The 15,566-nt window shown below is 72.1% G+C and carries 20 protein-coding genes and 2 pseudogenes; 11 read left to right on the plus strand and 11 right to left on the minus strand.

Annotated elements, in window-relative coordinates; genetic code table 11:
- Positions 1 to 8: 8 nt before the first annotated feature.
- Complete coding sequence (locus ACFWYM_RS25605) at positions 9 to 713, minus strand: peptidylprolyl isomerase (protein WP_384841648.1); 705 nt, start codon at positions 711 to 713, stop codon at positions 9 to 11.
- A gap of 139 nt (positions 714 to 852) precedes the next feature.
- On the opposite strand from ACFWYM_RS25605, the gene ACFWYM_RS25610 reads away from it, so the two are divergent.
- Positions 853 to 1,755 carry a GNAT family N-acetyltransferase gene (locus ACFWYM_RS25610; RefSeq protein ID WP_384841651.1) on the plus strand — a complete coding sequence of 301 codons (903 nt, stop codon included), beginning with the start codon at positions 853 to 855 and terminating at the stop codon, positions 1,753 to 1,755.
- Positions 1,756 to 1,778: 23 nt separating this feature from the next.
- Here ACFWYM_RS25610 and ACFWYM_RS25615 read toward each other — a convergent pair whose 3' ends face one another.
- The 7 genes and pseudogenes from ACFWYM_RS25615 to ACFWYM_RS25645 all read right to left on the minus strand — a co-directional run bounded on the left by ACFWYM_RS25615 (position 1,779) and on the right by ACFWYM_RS25645 (position 6,795).
- Positions 1,779 to 2,039, minus strand: coding sequence for a hypothetical protein (locus ACFWYM_RS25615; protein WP_384841654.1), 261 nt, complete (start codon positions 2,037 to 2,039; stop codon positions 1,779 to 1,781).
- Between the two features lie 70 nt (positions 2,040 to 2,109).
- Positions 2,110 to 2,394, minus strand: a pseudogene (locus ACFWYM_RS25620) (serine hydrolase domain-containing protein); the annotation flags it as partial.
- A gap of 116 nt (positions 2,395 to 2,510) precedes the next feature.
- Positions 2,511 to 3,341, minus strand: coding sequence for an ammonia-dependent NAD(+) synthetase (nadE, locus tag ACFWYM_RS25625; RefSeq protein ID WP_384841657.1), 831 nt, complete (start codon positions 3,339 to 3,341; stop codon positions 2,511 to 2,513).
- Positions 3,342 to 3,442: 101 nt separating this feature from the next.
- Entirely contained in the window at positions 3,443 to 4,243 is an 801-nt protein-coding gene (locus ACFWYM_RS25630) for an ABC transporter permease (protein WP_384841660.1), read from the minus strand.
- Positions 4,243 to 5,223, minus strand: coding sequence for an ATP-binding cassette domain-containing protein (locus ACFWYM_RS25635; protein ID WP_384841663.1), 981 nt, complete (start codon positions 5,221 to 5,223; stop codon positions 4,243 to 4,245). Before ACFWYM_RS25635 ends, ACFWYM_RS25630 begins: the two co-directional genes overlap by 1 nt.
- A 41-nt stretch (positions 5,224 to 5,264) precedes the next feature.
- Positions 5,265 to 6,158, minus strand: coding sequence for a DUF4097 domain-containing protein (locus ACFWYM_RS25640; protein WP_384841666.1), 894 nt, complete (start codon positions 6,156 to 6,158; stop codon positions 5,265 to 5,267).
- Positions 6,159 to 6,246: 88 nt separating this feature from the next.
- Positions 6,247 to 6,795 carry a hypothetical protein gene (locus tag ACFWYM_RS25645; protein WP_384841669.1) on the minus strand — a complete coding sequence of 183 codons (549 nt, stop codon included), beginning with the start codon at positions 6,793 to 6,795 and terminating at the stop codon, positions 6,247 to 6,249.
- Positions 6,796 to 6,934: 139 nt separating this feature from the next.
- Here ACFWYM_RS25645 and ACFWYM_RS25650 point away from each other — a divergent pair, with 139 nt between their 5' ends.
- From ACFWYM_RS25650 to ACFWYM_RS25670, 5 genes and pseudogenes are all read left to right on the plus strand, one after another.
- A complete protein-coding gene (locus ACFWYM_RS25650; RefSeq protein ID WP_384841672.1) occupies positions 6,935 to 7,594 on the plus strand; it encodes a TetR family transcriptional regulator in 660 nt (219 codons plus the stop codon).
- 14 nt (positions 7,595 to 7,608) lie between these two features.
- A complete protein-coding gene (locus tag ACFWYM_RS25655) occupies positions 7,609 to 8,445 on the plus strand; it encodes an SDR family NAD(P)-dependent oxidoreductase (protein ID WP_384841675.1) in 837 nt (278 codons plus the stop codon).
- 111 nt (positions 8,446 to 8,556) lie between these two features.
- Positions 8,557 to 9,282, plus strand: a pseudogene (locus ACFWYM_RS25660) (zinc-binding dehydrogenase); the annotation flags it as partial.
- A gap of 175 nt (positions 9,283 to 9,457) precedes the next feature.
- Positions 9,458 to 9,766 carry a hypothetical protein gene (locus tag ACFWYM_RS25665; protein ID WP_384841678.1) on the plus strand — a complete coding sequence of 103 codons (309 nt, stop codon included), beginning with the start codon at positions 9,458 to 9,460 and terminating at the stop codon, positions 9,764 to 9,766.
- Complete coding sequence (locus ACFWYM_RS25670) at positions 9,763 to 10,050, plus strand: transposase (RefSeq protein ID WP_384841681.1); 288 nt, start codon at positions 9,763 to 9,765, stop codon at positions 10,048 to 10,050. Before ACFWYM_RS25665 ends, ACFWYM_RS25670 begins: the two co-directional genes overlap by 4 nt.
- A gap of 75 nt (positions 10,051 to 10,125) precedes the next feature.
- On the opposite strand, the gene ACFWYM_RS25675 is transcribed toward ACFWYM_RS25670, so the two are convergent.
- The gene (locus ACFWYM_RS25675) at positions 10,126 to 10,605 is read right to left on the minus strand and encodes an SRPBCC domain-containing protein (RefSeq protein ID WP_384841684.1); all 480 of its coding nucleotides are present in this window, start codon (positions 10,603 to 10,605) and stop codon (positions 10,126 to 10,128) included.
- 163 nt (positions 10,606 to 10,768) lie between these two features.
- On the opposite strand from ACFWYM_RS25675, the gene ACFWYM_RS25680 reads away from it, so the two are divergent.
- Positions 10,769 to 11,440, plus strand: coding sequence for a DUF6445 family protein (locus ACFWYM_RS25680; RefSeq protein ID WP_384841688.1), 672 nt, complete (start codon positions 10,769 to 10,771; stop codon positions 11,438 to 11,440).
- A gap of 72 nt (positions 11,441 to 11,512) precedes the next feature.
- Entirely contained in the window at positions 11,513 to 11,932 is a 420-nt protein-coding gene (locus tag ACFWYM_RS25685; protein ID WP_384841691.1) for a nuclear transport factor 2 family protein, read from the plus strand.
- Here ACFWYM_RS25685 and ACFWYM_RS25690 read toward each other — a convergent pair.
- Entirely contained in the window at positions 11,919 to 12,485 is a 567-nt protein-coding gene (locus tag ACFWYM_RS25690) for a TetR/AcrR family transcriptional regulator (RefSeq protein ID WP_384841694.1), read from the minus strand. The genes ACFWYM_RS25685 and ACFWYM_RS25690 overlap by 14 nt on opposite strands.
- A 130-nt stretch (positions 12,486 to 12,615) precedes the next feature.
- Here ACFWYM_RS25690 and ACFWYM_RS25695 point away from each other — a divergent pair, with 130 nt between their 5' ends.
- The 3 genes from ACFWYM_RS25695 to ACFWYM_RS25705 all read left to right on the plus strand — a co-directional run bounded on the left by ACFWYM_RS25695 (position 12,616) and on the right by ACFWYM_RS25705 (position 14,502).
- Positions 12,616 to 13,536, plus strand: a complete 921-nt coding sequence (locus ACFWYM_RS25695; RefSeq protein ID WP_384841697.1) for a hypothetical protein — start codon at positions 12,616 to 12,618, stop codon at positions 13,534 to 13,536.
- A 101-nt stretch (positions 13,537 to 13,637) separates the two neighbouring features.
- Positions 13,638 to 14,075 carry a helix-turn-helix transcriptional regulator gene (locus ACFWYM_RS25700; RefSeq protein ID WP_384841700.1) on the plus strand — a complete coding sequence of 146 codons (438 nt, stop codon included), beginning with the start codon at positions 13,638 to 13,640 and terminating at the stop codon, positions 14,073 to 14,075.
- A 10-nt stretch (positions 14,076 to 14,085) separates the two neighbouring features.
- Entirely contained in the window at positions 14,086 to 14,502 is a 417-nt protein-coding gene (locus ACFWYM_RS25705) for a VOC family protein (RefSeq protein WP_384841703.1), read from the plus strand.
- A 142-nt stretch (positions 14,503 to 14,644) separates the two neighbouring features.
- Here ACFWYM_RS25705 and ACFWYM_RS25710 read toward each other — a convergent pair whose 3' ends face one another.
- Positions 14,645 to 15,319 carry a hypothetical protein gene (locus tag ACFWYM_RS25710; protein WP_384841706.1) on the minus strand — a complete coding sequence of 225 codons (675 nt, stop codon included), beginning with the start codon at positions 15,317 to 15,319 and terminating at the stop codon, positions 14,645 to 14,647.
- Positions 15,320 to 15,566: the final 247 nt, after the last annotated feature.

Consider the following 15,566-nt stretch of genomic DNA (forward strand, 5'->3'; position numbering starts at 1 on the left):
TCGGTGCGTCAGTGCCCCTTGATCTGGACGCGCTTGATGTTCACCGGCAGCGTCGGGAAGCCGTCACCGGGACCGTTCTGGTCGTCCTCGCCCGCCGCCGCGATCTTCTCCAGGACGTCGAGTCCGTCGGTGACACGGCCGAACGGCGTGTACTTCGGGGAGAGTTTCGTGTCCTTCCACACGAAGAAGAACTGGCTGCCGTTGGTGTCCGGGCCCGCGTTGGCCATCGCCACCGTGCCCGCCGGGTAGGTCGCGCCCTCGAGGTTCTCGTCGGGGAAGGAGTAGCCGGGGCCGCCGCTGCCCGTGCCGGTCGGGTCGCCGCACTGGAGGACGAAGATGCGGGCCGTGGTGAGGCGGTGGCAGTGCGAGCGGTTGAAGTACTTCCGCTCGGCGAGGAAGCGGAAGGAGAACGTGGTGCAGGGAGCCTTGTCCGTCAGCGCCTTGAACGTGACGGTGCCCTGGCTGGTGCGGAGCTTGGCGCTGTAGGGGCGGGCCGCCTGCTTCGGGTCGAATTCCGGGATGCCCTTGAAGTTGTCGGCGGGAACGGCCGGCGTGTAGGTGCAGGCGGTGGCCGCGGCCCGTGCGGGCGAGGCGTCGGCGGCGCGCGCCGTCCCCGCCGGTCCGGACGACCCGTCGGCGGCGGCGCCCGCGCTGGCCGGTGCCGACGCCCCGAACGTCAGGACGGCGGTGGCAGCGGCGGTGGCAGCGAGCAACGCACGGTGTTTACGGAGCACTTGAGGTCCCTCCCCCAACATCCCTGGCATGACCGCAACATCTTTGCGGCTGAGGTCACGCACCACCAGCCCCCAAAATCAGATGCGGCCGCACCCTGCTCATCCCTAGCCTGCGCCCATGGACTCCGTACAGGTCAGGCCCCTGCGCGCGGACGATCTCCCGGCGGCGGAACGGGCGTCGGCGGTGACGTTCCTGGACGCGGACCGGCTCAGCCGCCGGGTCAGCGACCCGGAGCCGGAGCTGCGTCCGGCGGTCGCCGCCAAGCGGTGGATCGAGCGGAACCGCTATTTCCTGGACGTGGATCCGGGAGGCTGCTGGATCGCGGTGGATCCGGCCGCCGACCCCACCGGACCGGCCGGCCAGGTGGTGGGGTTCGGCATCTCACAGAACCGCGACGGCCTGTGGTTCCTCGGGACGTACGGCGTGCTGCCGAGCCATCAAGGGCGCGGTGTCGGGGCGCGGTTGATGGACGCCGTGCTCGCCCACGCCGGTGAGCGCCCCGGCATCTTCTCCTCCAGCGTCCACCCCGGCGCCACCCGCCGCTACCGCCTCGCGGGCTTCTCGCTGCACCCGCAGATGCGGATGGTCGGCACCGTGGACCGCGCCACGCTCCCCGCGGTCGAGGGCCTGCGCGAGGGCGACGCCGACGACTTCGCATGGATGGACCGGCTCGACCGGGAGTTGCGCGTCGCGGGCCACGGACCGGACCACGGCTACCTGCTCGGCACCCTGCGCCTGGTGGTGAGCCGGGACCGGACGCGGCCCGGATACGTGTACGTCGACGGCCACGGACAGGCGTCCCTGCTGGCCGCCGCGCACCCCGAGACCGCGCAGCGGCTGCTGTGGGAGGCCCTGGCCTCGGCGCGCGGCGACACGGTGGTCAACTGCATCACCACGCCCAACGAATGGGCCGTCGACGTGGGCCTCGCGGCCCGGCTCGACATCGGCCAGGAAGGCTACATCGCCGTGCGCGGCATGGACGTCCCCGCACCCTACCTGGCCAGCGGCCAGTTCCTCTGAGCCGCGGCGGGCCCGAACTCCCGTCAGGGCCGGGCCAGTTCCTCCTCGACGACCGCGATGACCGTGCTGACGGCGTCGAAGTCGTGGGTGAGCCGGTTCTTGGCCAGGGCGAAGCCGATGCCGTGGGCGCGGTCGCCGTACGCGAACGTGCCGCCCGCTCCGCCGATGCCGTACACCGCCCGGCTCGTCCCGGTGAGTTCGCCCGAGACGCCGCCGATCGCGTAGCCGGGGCCCCAGGTGCTCGGCATGCCGAAGCAGATCTCGTCCACGATGCCCAGGGGCACCGCGATCTCCTCGTGCAGCAGCTGCGCGGCGCATCACCTCGCCGAGGACGTAGCCGAAGGTGTAGGCGTGGTAGCCGGCCTTGGTGCCCGGCTCCCACCACAGTTCGGACGCGGCGATCGCGGCGCACATCGCGTGCCAGTCGCAGAGGTCCTCGACGGTGGTGTCCAGGGGGATCCCCGGCACGCCCGCGGTGTGGTTCAGGACGTGCCGCACGGTCACCTTGTCCTTGCCCTGGGCGGCGAACTCCGGCCACAGCTCCGCGACCGGGGTGTCGTAGCCGAACAGCCCGCGCTCGGCGCCCGACGCCAAGAGTCCGTCGATGGTCTCCTGCACCCGCCGCTGCACATCGCTCATGACGCTGCCCTCTCCCCTGCTGAAGCCTGTCGCCGCCCGGACCGCATGTGCGGCCGGAACTCATCGGTGCGGGCCCCGGCAGTTTCAGGGGGAGCGGGGAGCGGGGGGCTGAGCGCTCAGGGGGCGATGGGCAGTTGGCGCTTGTGGTCCGTGAGGCGGTAGCGGTTGACGATCGTGTCGAAGGCGCGCGGGTCCACCGGCTTGCCCTCCAGGAAGTCGTCGATGTCGTCGTACGTGACGCCGAGCGCGTCCTCGTCGGCCTTGCCCGGGTCGAGTGTCTCCAGGTCGGCGGTCGGGACCTTCCACACCAGCTCGGCGGGGGCGCCGAGGGTTTCCGCTACGGTGCGCACCCGGCGCTTGGTCAGACCCGTGAGCGGGACGAGGTCGGCGGCGCCGTCGCCGAACTTGGTGAAGAAGCCGGAGACCGCCTCGGCGGCGTGGTCGGTGCCGACGACCAGGCCGTCGTGGGCGCCCGCCACCGCGTACTGGGCGATCATGCGCTGGCGTGCCTTGATGTTGCCGGTCACGAAGTCCTGGTGGTGGGCGTCGCGGAAGGCGGCCCCGGCGGCCAGCGTGGCCGCCAGCGCGGCGTCGCTCGCGGGCTTGATGTCGACGGTCAGGACCTCGTCGGCGCGGATGAAGGAGAGCGCGAGCTGGGCGTCGTGCTCGTCGGCCTGGACGCCGTAGGGCAGCCGCATCGCGTAGAAGCGGGCCTCGTGCCCGGCCTCCCGGGCGCGCTCGACGGCGAGCTGGCAGAGCCGGCCGGTGGTGGTGGAGTCGACGCCGCCGCTGATGCCGAGCACGAGGGAGCGCAGTCCGGTGGAGGTGAGCCGCCCGGTGAGGAAGGCGACCCGGCGCTCGATCTCCCGCTCGGCCTCGAAGACCTCGGCGACCTGGAGTTCCCGGGCGATCTCCTGCTGCAGGGCGGTGGACGCCGACTCGCTCACGTCTGCTCCTCGTTCGACTGACCCTGGGTAGGGTGGGCTGTTCCGCCCACCCTACCCAGGGTCAGTCTGACAATTAATCGGGGTACGGATCCCGGTGGGGCTCAGTGGCCCGCGGGCCGGTTGAAGGTCCGCTTGGCCCAGACGTAGCCGATCAGGGTCAGACCCGCGATCCAGGCCAGGGCGGCCCAGCCGCTGTTGCCGATCGCCGACCCCATGAGCAGTCCGCGCAGGGTCTCGATGACCGGGGTGAAGGGCTGGTACTCGGCGAACCAGCGCAGCCCGGTGGGCATCGAGTCGGTGGGCACGATGGCGCTGCCGAGGAAGGGCAGGAACTGCAGCGGCATGGGGATGTTGCTGGCCGACTCGACGGTCTTGGCGACCAGGCCGATCCCGGCGGCCAGCCAGGTGAGGGCGACCGTGAGGAAGGTCAACAGGCCCGCGGCGGCGAGCCATTCGAGGGGTGTGGCGCTCGGGCGGAAGCCCATCGCGAGGGCCGCGGCGATGACGAGGACGACGCCGGTGAGGGTCTGCAGGGCGTTGCCGATCACATGGCCGCTCAGGAACGCGGACGGTGAGATCCGCAGCGTGCGGAAGCGCTTGACGATGCCCTCGGTCACGTCGACGCAGACGCTGATGGCCCCGGTGAGCGCACCGGCGGTCACGGCCATGAGGATGATGCCGGGCGCGACGTAGTCGATGTACTCGCCGCCGCCCTCCGCGGCTCCGATGCCGTTGCCGAGCGCGCTGCCGAAGGCGTAGTTGAACAGCAGCAGCATCATCACCGGCATGGCGACGACCGCGAGAGTCAGGGAGGGGTAGCGGCGGGCGCGCTTGAGGTTGCGCCCGAGCATGGTCAGGGTGTCGCGGACGGCGTACGAGGGGGCGGGGGTCGTGACGCTCATCAGTGGCTCTCCGTAAAGGAGTTGGCGGCGGGGTCGGACTTGCCGGTGAGGGCGAGGAAGACGTCGTCGAGGTCCGGGGTGCGCACGAGGAGGGTCTCCGCGCGCAGTCCCGCGTCGTCGAGGATGTCGAGGACGGCGCGCACGGTCGCGGCGGATCCGTCGCTGGGAACCTGCAGGGCGAACGTCTCGAAGTCGGTGGTGACGGAGGCGAAGAGCCCGGCGGCGGCCATGAGGCTGCCCGCGTCCCCGAACTCCAGGCGGATGTGTCCGCCGGGGACGCGCCGCTTGAGCTCGTCGGCGGTGCCCTGCGCGATGAGCCTGCCGTGGTCGAGCACCGCGATGTGGTCCGCGAGTTGGTCGGCCTCCTCCAGGTACTGCGTGGTGAGGAAGACCGTGACGCCCTCGTCGGCGACCAGGCTGCGGATGATCTCCCACATGGTGCGGCGGCTGCGCGGGTCGAGGCCGGTGGTGGGCTCGTCGAGGAAGATGATCCGCGGCCGGCCGACCAGCGTCATGGCGAGGTCCAGCTTGCGGCGCATGCCGCCGGAGAAGGTGCTGGCGGGCTTGCGGGCGGCCTCGGTGAGATCGAAGCGTTCGAGCAGCTCGGCGGCGCGGCGCTGACCCTCGGCGCGGTCGAGGTGGTGCAGCCGCGCCATCAGGGTGAGGTTCTCCTCTGCGGTCAACAGGCCGTCGACAGCGGCGAATTGACCGGTGACACCGATCGCTCCGCGCACCCCGTCGGGGTCCTTCGCCAGGTCGCGGCCGGCGAGGGTGGCCTGGCCGGCGTCGGCGGGCAGAAGGGTGGAGAGTATCTCCACGGTCGTGGTCTTGCCCGCGCCGTTCGGGCCGAGCAGCGCGAAGACGGTGCCTTCGGGGATGTGCAGGTCGATGCCGTCGAGGACGACCTTCTCCCCGTACGACTTGCGCAGTCCGGTCGCGGTGACGGCCGCGGCGCGGGTGGCGGTGGCTGAGGGGCTCATGGGGTGCGCTCCTTGGTCCTTCCTGAGTCCGCGGCGACGGCTCAGACGTCGGTGTCGATGTCGGCTTCGGTGGCGGTGCCGGTCGTGGCGGTGGCGCGGCGGACGGTGATGTCGCCGACTCCGGTGTGCGCCCGGACCTCGACGCTGCCCTCGGCCTTGTCGGGGCCTTCGGTGGAGTCGAGCAGATGGCGGACGTGCCCGAACTTGGAGCGGACGTCGAGCCAGGCGGCGGTGCCCTCGCGGATGCCGATCTCGATGTTTCCGGTGCTGGTCTCGAGCCGGGAGCTGCCGCTGGAGAGCTCGTCGACGCGGATGGAGCCGTTGGCGGTCTTGGCCTCGACCCCGGCGTGGGCGCGGCCGACGACGATGGCGCCGTTGGCGGCCTTGGCGTGGATCTCGCCGGTGACCTCGCCCAGGTGGGTCTCGCCGTTGGAGTTGGAGACGGTGGCGGCGCCGTCGATCGCGCCGACGCGCAGGCGGCCGCCGCCGGAGATCTCGGCGTCGCCGCCGATGCGGTCCACGAGGATGTCGCCGTGCCCCAGGGAGAGGCGGGCGGTGCCGATGTGCGTCATGTGGAGGTCGCCCACGCCGATGTCGGCGCGGCAGGTGTCCAGCTGTCCCTCGGACACGATGGTGCCGACGCCCGTACGGCCGTTGAGGCGCGAGTGCGCGGGCAGCTCGATGACGACGTCGACCGACCCCGGGTTCTTGAAGGAGAGGCCCTTCCTGGGGCAGCGCACCGTCAGCTGCCCGCCGGAGTAGGTGACCGTGGTCCGCTCGGCGGCGCGCACGTCGGCGTCCTTGTCGGCCTCCGTCGGCCGGACCGTGACTGCGGTGTCGGTGCGCTTCCCGGCCACGATCGTGGCGCCGCCGACTTCGAGATGGAGGGTGACGGAGATCGGCTCGGGGGTCTCGAAGGTCTCGGAAAAAGACATGGCTGTCGCGTCCTCAGGACTAGTAGTGGGGTCGTGGTGGGTGTGCTGACGAGTGGGGCGGAGGAGGTGCGGCGGGGGTGTGGCGGGGTCAGTGCACCCAGCCGGTGAAGCCCTTGGCTCCGGCGCCGCGGTGGCGTGGGGCGGGCCCCGTGGGTCCGGCGGCGGGCGCGAGCGCCTCGGAGACGGCGCGCACCATCCAGGCGTTGACGGAGAGGCCGCTCTGGCTCGCCGCCTCTTCGACCCGGGCCTTGAGGGGCGCCGGGAGGCGGAAGTTGATGCGGGAGGTGGCACCCTCGTCGCCCTCGAACGGAGCGGGCGGCGCTGCCGGAGGCGCCAAGAGTGACGCCATCGTGGCACCAGCCTGCGCCACCACCTCCTCGTACGGCTCGGCCGCGGGCGGCGGCGTCACCACGAACTGGGGGTCCAGGCCGCGCAGCCGCACGTCCACCGACCCGGGAGCGAGCTCGAGCGTGACCTCGTCCATCGCCGCGGACAGGGCGTCCAGCAGGACGAGGCGGGACGCCGACTCCAGGGGGGCGGTGAGCCGGTCGGCCAGCTCACGGGCTTCGTCCCCCCCGGCGGCCGCGGCCACCGCGAGCTCCTCGCGAAGGTGATTGACATAGGGCGTGAGGTCCATGGCTTCACTATGGCGCCATAGTGGCGCCACGTCAAGCGAGAGTGGCGCCATGCGGCACCACGTGGCACCACGCCTCAACAGGAGCTGTCTGGTCGGGCCAACTGTCCCAGTGGGACATTTTTAGGTGTACGCTGAATCCATGAGCAGCGAGGAAGGCCGCAGGGTCCGCAAGGTGCAGCAGAGCCGGGAGGCCATGGCGCGGGCCGCCGCGGATCTCGCCCTCACGGGCGGGCTCGACCGCGTCACGGTGGAGGCCATCAGCGACCGCGTCGACGTCTCCCGGCGCACCTTCTCCCGGTACTTCTCCGGCAAGGAGGACGCCGTGGTCGACTCCCTGCGCGCCGACTACGCCCGCATCAACGCCGCGCTCGCCGCCCGCCCCGCCGACGAGGAGCCGCTCACCGCCTACTACCGGGCGCTGCGCGGCTGGCTCGGCGACGAGCCGACCGCCTGGCACCAGCAGCCGCGCTCCGCCGATCTGCTGCGCCTGCTCCACCAGGAGCCCGCCCTGCTCCCGGCCTATCTGCGGGTGCAGGACGAGGCCCAGGGCGAGTCGGTGGCGATCGTCGCGCGCCGCCTCGGCCTCGACGCCGAGCACGATCTGCGCCCGGCGCTCGCCGTCTCGCTCGCGGTCGGCGCGTTCGGTACGGCGGTGCGGTTCTGGATCGCACCGGGTGCGGCCACCGCCTCCCTGCCCCGGCTCATCGACGCGGCGTTCACGGCCGTGGCCGCCGAGCCGACGGCCGGACTGACCCGATCGGCCACCGCACCCACCTCAACCAGCCCCACCAGCAAGTGAATTCAGGTACTGCCATGTCCCTCACGCCCAACACCGAGAGCACCACCACCGCGACCGACGCCGCGACCGCCACTGCCACCGCGACCGGGGCCGCCACCAGCAGGGCGGGCGAGTTCGCCGGGAAGACCGCCTTCGTGACCGGTGCCGCCTCCGGCATCGGCCGGGAGGTCGCCCGCCGCCTCGCCGCCGCTCAAGCAGCCGTCGTGGTCGCCGACTTCGACGAACGCGGCGCGCAGGACGTGGCGCGCGAGCTGACCGAGTCCGGCGCCCGTGCCCTCGCCGTACGCGTCGACGTCACCGACCCCGAGTCGGTGCGCCGCGCGGTCGAGGCCGGTGTCGAGGAGTTCGGCGGGCTGCACCTGGCCGTCAACAACGCGGGCATCGCCGGGGCCTCCGCGCCCACCGGCGAGTACAAGGTCCAGGACTGGCAGCGGGTGATCGACACCAACCTCAACGGCGTCTTCTATTCGCTGCGCCACGAGCTTCCGCACCTCCTGGCCGCGGGCGGCGGCGCCGTCGTCAACATGTCCTCGATCCTCGGCACCAACGGCTTCGCGGGCTCCCCCGCCTACGCGGCCGCCAAGCACGCCGTGGTCGGTCTCACCAAGACGGCCGCCGTCGAGTACGCCGCCCAGGGCGTCCGGGTCAACGCGGTCGGCCCCGGCTTCATCGACACCCCGCTACTCAAGGGGGACGAGGCGCAGCGCGCGCAGCTGGTCTCGCTGCACCCGCAGGGCCGCCTCGGCACCGCGGCCGAGGTCGCCGAGCTCACCCTGTTCCTGCTCTCCGACCGCGCCTCCTTCATCAACGGCAGCTACCACCTGGTCGACGGCGGCTACGCGGCCCGCTGACCGACTCCGCACCGGAGCGGACCGGACCACCAGCAGGAGAACGAGGAGGTATCCCAAGTGTCCACACCACACGTCGAGTTGCCCGCCGAGATGCGGGCCGTCCAGTACCGCTGCACGCGCGCGGCCGAGTTGGGGATCCGCCCGCCCGGTCTGGGGGCGCCCGGCGCCATCGCCGAGTACCTGCTCGTCGACGACGCGCGCCACCTCGTGCCGCTGGGCTCCCTCGACCCCGTGACCGCGGTGCCGCTCACCGACGCGGGCCTGACCCCGTACCACGCCATCAAGACGTCGCTGCCCAAGCTGACCCCGGGCAGCACCGCCGTGGTCATCGGCACCGGCGGCCTCGGGCACGTCGCCATCCAGCTGCTGCGCGCGCTCACGTCCGCGCGCGTGATCGCCCTCGACGTCAGCGACGAGAAGCTGCGCCTGGCCCGTGAGGTCGGCGCCCACGAGACGGTCCTGTCCGACGAGCGGGCGGCCGCCGCGGTGCGCGAACTGACCGGCGGCCTGGGCGCCGCGGCGGTGTTCGACTTCGTCGGCGCCCCGCCGACCGTGGCCACGGCGACGGCCTGCGCAGCCGTCGAAGGGGACGTCACCGTCGTCGGCCTCGGGGGCGGCGCCGCGGCGGTCGGCTTCGGCACCACGGCGTACGACGTCGCGGTCCGCTCCCCGTACTGGGGTTCGCGGTCCGAGCTGATCGAGGTGCTCGACCTGGCCCGCGCCGGGGCGATCCAGGTCCATGTGGAGACGTATGCGCTGGAGGACGCGCCCAAGGCGTACGAGCGGATGCACGAGGGGCGGATCAACGGGCGGGCGGTCATCCTGCCGAACGGCTGAGTTCGGCTGAGTTCGGCCGAGGACGGCCGAGGACGGCCGAGGACTGATGCGGACGGCCGAGGACTGATGCGGACTCATGCGGACCGATGCGAGCGGATGGTTAACAGCGACGAAATGTCCGATTCGCTTACGTTCTGAGGGTCAGCGCAGGACCCCCAGAGCAAAGGGAATTCCGATGAACATCAGCAAGCGCATCGCCCTCACCTCCGCCGTCGTCCTCGTCGGCTCGTTCGCCCTCGCGGGCGTCGCCAACGCGACGACCGGCGGCCACGACGGAGCGGGCCGGAGCCAGGGCCAGAACCAGAGCGACGAGAAGGGCACGGAGCACCGGTCCGGCAAGGCCGAGAAGGCCGCTCCCGGCGCCGAGTCCACGCCCACCAAGGACCTGCGGATCAGCAAGGACAGCAAGGGGAACCTGTACCTCGAGACCGTCGAGGCCCCCGCCGGCACCGACCACGTCCCCGCGCACCGGGCGACCCGGTGACGTACCCCACCGAGCTGCGCAGGCGCGCGGTGCGGAGGGTCGCCGAGGTGCGGCCGGAGCACGCCACGGAGTGGGCCTCGCTCAAGGCGGTCGCCGCCGAGCTGGGCATCGGGACGACGCAGACGCTGCGCAAGTGGGTCCGCCAGGACCTTCCCGCCGCCGGTGGCCCGTCCGGCGCACCCTCCCCGCAGGCGGCCGAACTCAGCCGCCTGCGCCGGGAGAACGCCGAGCTCCGGCGGGCCGTCGAGGCCCTCCGGGCCGCTTCGGTCACCCACCGGCTGTGACGATGACGGCTCAACTCCCCCGCGCACCACAGCGGTTGCCGCACAGGCGCCTGGACCAGCCGCTCGCGCCCCGGCTCAGCGCTCGTCCGCCAGGACGTCGTCGAGGTGGGGCAGGACGTGCTGCGTCCAGGCGTCGCCGTGGCCCCGGGCCGCGGTCTGGTTGTAGAACCCGGCGTGGGTCAGCCACAGCCGTGTGCCGCCGTCCGCGGCGGGCTCCAGCTTGACCGTGACGATGGTCTCGGCGCCGTCGGTGCCCAGGGCGCCGGTGACCCAGGTCAGCTTCACCAGGCGGTTCGGCTCCAAGGCCAGGAATCTGCCGTAGTGGGGGTGCAGGGCCTTCTCGTGGCGGGTGACGAAGACGAAGGGCTCCCCCACCACGGCCCGCATCCGGATCATGCCCGGCTCCGCGAACCAGGCGTCGACCTCCTCCGTCCACGCCCGGTACACCGCCTCGGGCGGCGCCTTCATCACGCGCTCCACGGTCACGCCGTGCGGGCGCGCCCCGAGATCGGGGGCGGGCAGGGGCACAGGGCTGCTGCTCTCGGCGTCTCTCACCCTTTCATGGTGCCCATCCGCGTCGAGCGGCGCGAGGTGGCGGGGGCAGCGGCTTGCGTACACCGGGGATGAGGAACGCTTGGGGGGACGTTGACCACGGCCAGGGGCAAGGTTGACCGCGGCCTGATCCAGTCCCCGCCCGTCCGTAACTAGCCTCGCGCACATGGCACTTCACCCCCCGCCGCTGCCCACGCTGCCCTACCGCAAGCCCACCCGCGGCCGCGACTACTGGATACTCGACGACGTCCTGCCGGACCCGGACGCCGTACGGGAGCGCTGTCTCGCCCGGGACGACTGGACCGAGGGGTATCCGCACCGGCCCGAGAGCTGGCCGGGTCTGCGCACCATGCCGGGTCTTGATGGCGGTGAACTCGCGCGGGTGGAGCGGCTGGTCGGCAGGGCGACGGGGGCGTCCCGGCTGTGGACGCGGCCCCCGGCGGGCGGTGGCACGTTCAACCACAACTGCGTGCAGGTCGTCGGCGCGGGCGAGTGCGAACCGCGGCCGCACACCGACTCCCGCAGCCTGTGCCGTTACGCGGCGGTGCTGTACCTCAACCCGCGGGTGCCGAAGGGATGCGGGACCAGCTTCTACCGGCAGCGCCTGCCCGGCGGGGCCCTGGGCGGCAATCAGGTGGCCGCCCCGCACAACAATCTCGTCGACGCCCTGGGCACGCGGTTCGTGTCTCCGGACGCCTTCGTCGAGGACGTCCGCGTCCCGCACCGCGCGAACCGGCTGCTCCTGTACTCCGCCAACCTCATCCACACGGCCTCCGCCTACTGGGGCCGGACCCTGGAGGAGAAGCGGATGACAGCTGTCTTCTTCTGGATGGCCTGACTTCGCCGTCCGCAACCTTCCGGACGGCGCGACCTCGGTCCCCGGCGCCCGGGCCCAAGTACCCTGCTGCGCATGCCGGACATGCCGCAGCACGCGCACATCGCCACGGCCGTCCGCTACCACGAGGCAGTGGCGCGCGGTGCCGTCGGCGAGGAGCTGGCCCGCTTCTTCCATGCGGACGCGGTGCAGCACGAGTTCCCCAACGCCCTGTTCCCGGACGGCGTACGGCGGGATCTGAGCGCCGTCCTGGAGAGCGCGGAGCGGGGCCGCGGCGTCATCAGCCACCAGCGGTTCGAGGTGCACAACGCGGTCGCGAGCGGGGACCAGGTGGCCCTGGAGGTGACGTGGACGGGCACGCTCGCCGTCGGCCTCGGCGGCCTGCCCGCCGGGCGGGTGCTGCGCGCCCACATCGCCGTCTTCCTCGAATTCCGCGACGGACGGATCGTCTCCCAGCGGAACTACGACTGCTACGACCCGCTCAACTCTCCCTGAACAGCAGCCCGCTGAGGGCGCGGAACACCTCCTCGGGGTCCCGGCCCCCCACGGGCCCTTCCAGATTGTGGCTCAGCAGCAGCGTGGCGAAGCCGTGGGCCAGGGACCAGGCGGCGGTCCCGGCAAGGCGGGCGTCGGTGCCGCGCTCCGCCGCGGCGAGTCCGCCGACCCCGGCACGCAGCCGGCCGCTCGCGCGCTCCCGTGCCGCGACGAGGTCCGCGTCGTCGGCGCGGAGCAGTTCCGGCGTGAACATCACCTGGAAGTGCGCGGGGTGGTCCAGGGCGAACCGCACGTAGCGCACGCCCTGTTCGCGGAATCCGGCGGCCTCGCCCAGGGACTCGGCGAGCAGCTCGTAGCCCTCCGCCGCGACGGCGGTGAGCAGGCCGGTGCGGTCCTTGAAGTGGTGGGCGGGGGCGGCGTGCGAGACGCCGGCGCGGCGGGCCAGATCGCGCATGCTCAGGGCGCCGGGGCCGTCGGCCGCGATGACGTCGAGGGCCGCCGCGAGCACGGCGCGGCGCAGGTCGCCGTGGTGATAGGTGCGCTGGCTGTCCATGCCAGGCACCTTACGCAGAATCTAGGCATTGACAAGTTCGCCTCGCGAGCGCAATCTAGCCAGTGACAAGTTGCGTGCCCGGCCGATGGCCGACCAGCGGCCGATGACCGGACCACCGGAGGGAACCGTCATGGCGCAAGGACAGGTACAGGAGCCCGGAGCGAACCACGCGGCAGCGCACGCACACGAGGTTCCGTCGGGGCGGGTGCGGCAGCTGTGGCACCTGCTGGAGCCGTTGCACGCCGTCCTCTACTACGCCCCCGAGGCCCTCGACGAGGCGGCGGCGCTCGGCTTCAAGACCGGGGAGCGGTGGCCGAGTTACTTCGCCTGGCGCGCGGCACCCCTGGGCGCGGCCAGCCGCGAACTGGTGACCGCCACGTTCTACAGCTTCCACCCGGACATGGTCGGCGCCCACATCCCCGCCGCCTGGGACCTCGCGGCGCCCGAGGCGGTGCTCGCCGCGCGCCTGCGTGCGGTCGACCGCACGTACCGCGCCGTGCTCGGCGACCACGTCGACAGCCCCGAACTCGCCGAGGCCGCCGCTCTCGCCCGTACGGCAGCGGAAGCGGCCGACACCGCGGGGCGGCCGATCGCCGCCGCCAACGCGGCGCAGCCCTGGCCCAGCGAGCCGCACCTGGTGCTCTGGCAGGCTGCGACGATCCTGCGCGAGCACCGCGGCGACGGACATGTGGCGGCGCTGCTCGCCGCGGGTCTCGACCCGGTCGAGTCGCTCGTCTCCTTCGCCGCCATCGGAGCCGCCCCGACCGAGGCGTTCGCCGGCCGCGCCTGGAGCGAGCAGGACTGGACCGCCGGGCGCCAACGGCTCCTGGAGCGCGGCCTGTTGAACGCCGAGGGCAACGCGACCGAAGCGGGCCGCGCGCTGCGCGCCGAGGTCGAGCTCCGCACCGACGAGCTGGCCGCCCGGCCGTGGCGGGCACTCGGCACGGACCGCGTCGAGCGGCTCTCCGAGCTCCTCGGCACGTACTGGGTGGCGGTTCTGGGCTCGGGCCTGCTGCCCGCGCAGAACACACTGGGCATCGGGAAGGTGTGAGGACAGGCCCCGTTCCCCTTTTGCCCTCCCTTTCTGCGCTCCCTTTCCGCCCTCCCGTCCCTCCCTCTGTGCCGCACCCGGCGCTGTGCGATGGTGGTCGGGTGACGTCGTTGGAAGACCTCGTCCGGCTGCGCCGGGCCCGTGACCTGATGGACCGCGAGTACGCGAAGCCCCTCGACGTCCCCGCCCTCGCCCGCTTCGCCCTCATGTCGCCCGGCCACTTCTCGCGCAGCTTCCGCGCCGCCTACGGCGAGACCCCGTACAGCTATCTCATGACGCGCCGCATCGAGCGCGCCAAGGCGCTGCTACGGCGGGGCGACCTGTCGGTGACAGAGGTCTGCTTCGAGGTGGGCTGTACCTCTCTGGGGTCGTTCAGTTCACGCTTCACCGAGCTGGTCGGCGAGAGCCCGAGCGCCTACCGGGCCCGTGACCACGAGGAGGGCGCGGCCATCCCGGCCTGCATCGCCAAGATCCATACGAGGCCGGTCAGGAATGGACCGGTCAGGAATGGAGAAGCGAAGTCCGACCCCCGCGCCTAGCGTGGAGCGCATGGACATCACACTCTCCACCTGCTTCATCGCCGTCGACGACCACGACAAGGCGCTCGCCTTCTACCGCGACGTCCTCGGCCTGGAAGTGCGCAACGACGTCGCATTCGAAGGGATGCGCTGGGTGACGGTCGGCTCGCCGTCGCAGCCGGACGTGAGCATCGTCCTGGAGCCGCCGCTCGCGGACCCGAACGCCTCGGACGCGGACCGGCAGGCCATGGCCGAGCTCCTGGCGAAGGGCCTGCTGCGCGCCGTCATCTTCACCACCGACGACTGCGACGCCACGTTCGAGCGCATCCGTGCCGCGGGCGGCGAGGTCCTCCAGGAGCCGGTCGACCAGCCCTACGGCGTCCGCGACTGCGCCTTCCGCGACCCCGCGGGGAACATGCTGCGCTTCAACCAGAAGCCCAAGGAGTGAGCCCACTCCGCTACGAGGACCAGCGCATTCAGGCCCCCTTCCTCCCAAGCTCCGTGCCACAACGGCACGTTGAAGGGAGAGAGGGGGCCTGAGGCCGACCAGAGTCCGACCGGAGGACGATCAGAACTCGGTCCGCGCTCGGTCAGCGCACGGTCACCGCGAAGACCGGCGAGTAGGTCTTGCCGCTGACGACCCGCAGCTCGTTCTTGCCCTTGAGGCCCAGCTTGACCCGCAGGCTGTAGGCGCCGGACTTGTTGACGGCCGTGCTCGCGGGCAGCGCCTTCCAGGTGCCGCGCTGCTTCTGCTGCAGGGTGACCTTGCTGCCCGCCTTGATGCCCGTCGCCTTGCCGTTGACGCGCAGCTCCTGCCACGCCTTCACCGTGGTGGCGGACGGCTTGGCGGTGAGCGCGGCCTTGGCCTTGGGCGCGGTGGGCTTGGTCTTCTGGGTGCCCAGCGACTTGCCGGTCTTCGCGTCCCAGATCGCGTACGGCACGCCGCCGCCCTGCGTCTTGCTGTAGACGCGCTTGCCGTCGGCGCTGTAGTAGACGTAGATGCCCTTGTCGTAGACCTGGCCGGGCTTCAGCGTCTTGCCGTCGAACGTGGCCTTGCCGCCCTTGACGGTCACGGACACACCGGCGCCGATGTCGATCGTGACCGGCTTGGCGGGCTTCGCGGGCTTGCTCGTCGCGGCGGCGACGCCGACGTGCGCGGCGGGGGCGTCCGCCATGGCAGCCGCAGCCGGGATCAACAGCGCCGATCCGGTGAGGGCGGCGATGGCGGCGGTACGCAGTGCTCCGTGGCGGTTGGTGGTACGCATGGCGGTGGTGGTCCCCTTCACTGTGTGGTCGTTCGCGCGCCTCCCCGTTGGCGCAGGAGGACAGCGAACCCCCTGCCCCGAGGAGGGGCGTTCCCCCTGCCCTGCAGGGAGGACATAAACGTATGCACCGGGCATTGCAGCCACTGCAAGATCATGTAACGGCCGACCATAGGTCCTTGCACGAGACGGCTACGCTGGGAATCGGTCATCGCGAGCAGGCGCGGGAGTGAGCCCGCCGACGGAGAGG

The organism is Streptomyces sp. NPDC059009 (genome assembly GCF_042740175.1).
Classification (GTDB): domain Bacteria; phylum Actinomycetota; class Actinomycetes; order Streptomycetales; family Streptomycetaceae; genus Streptomyces.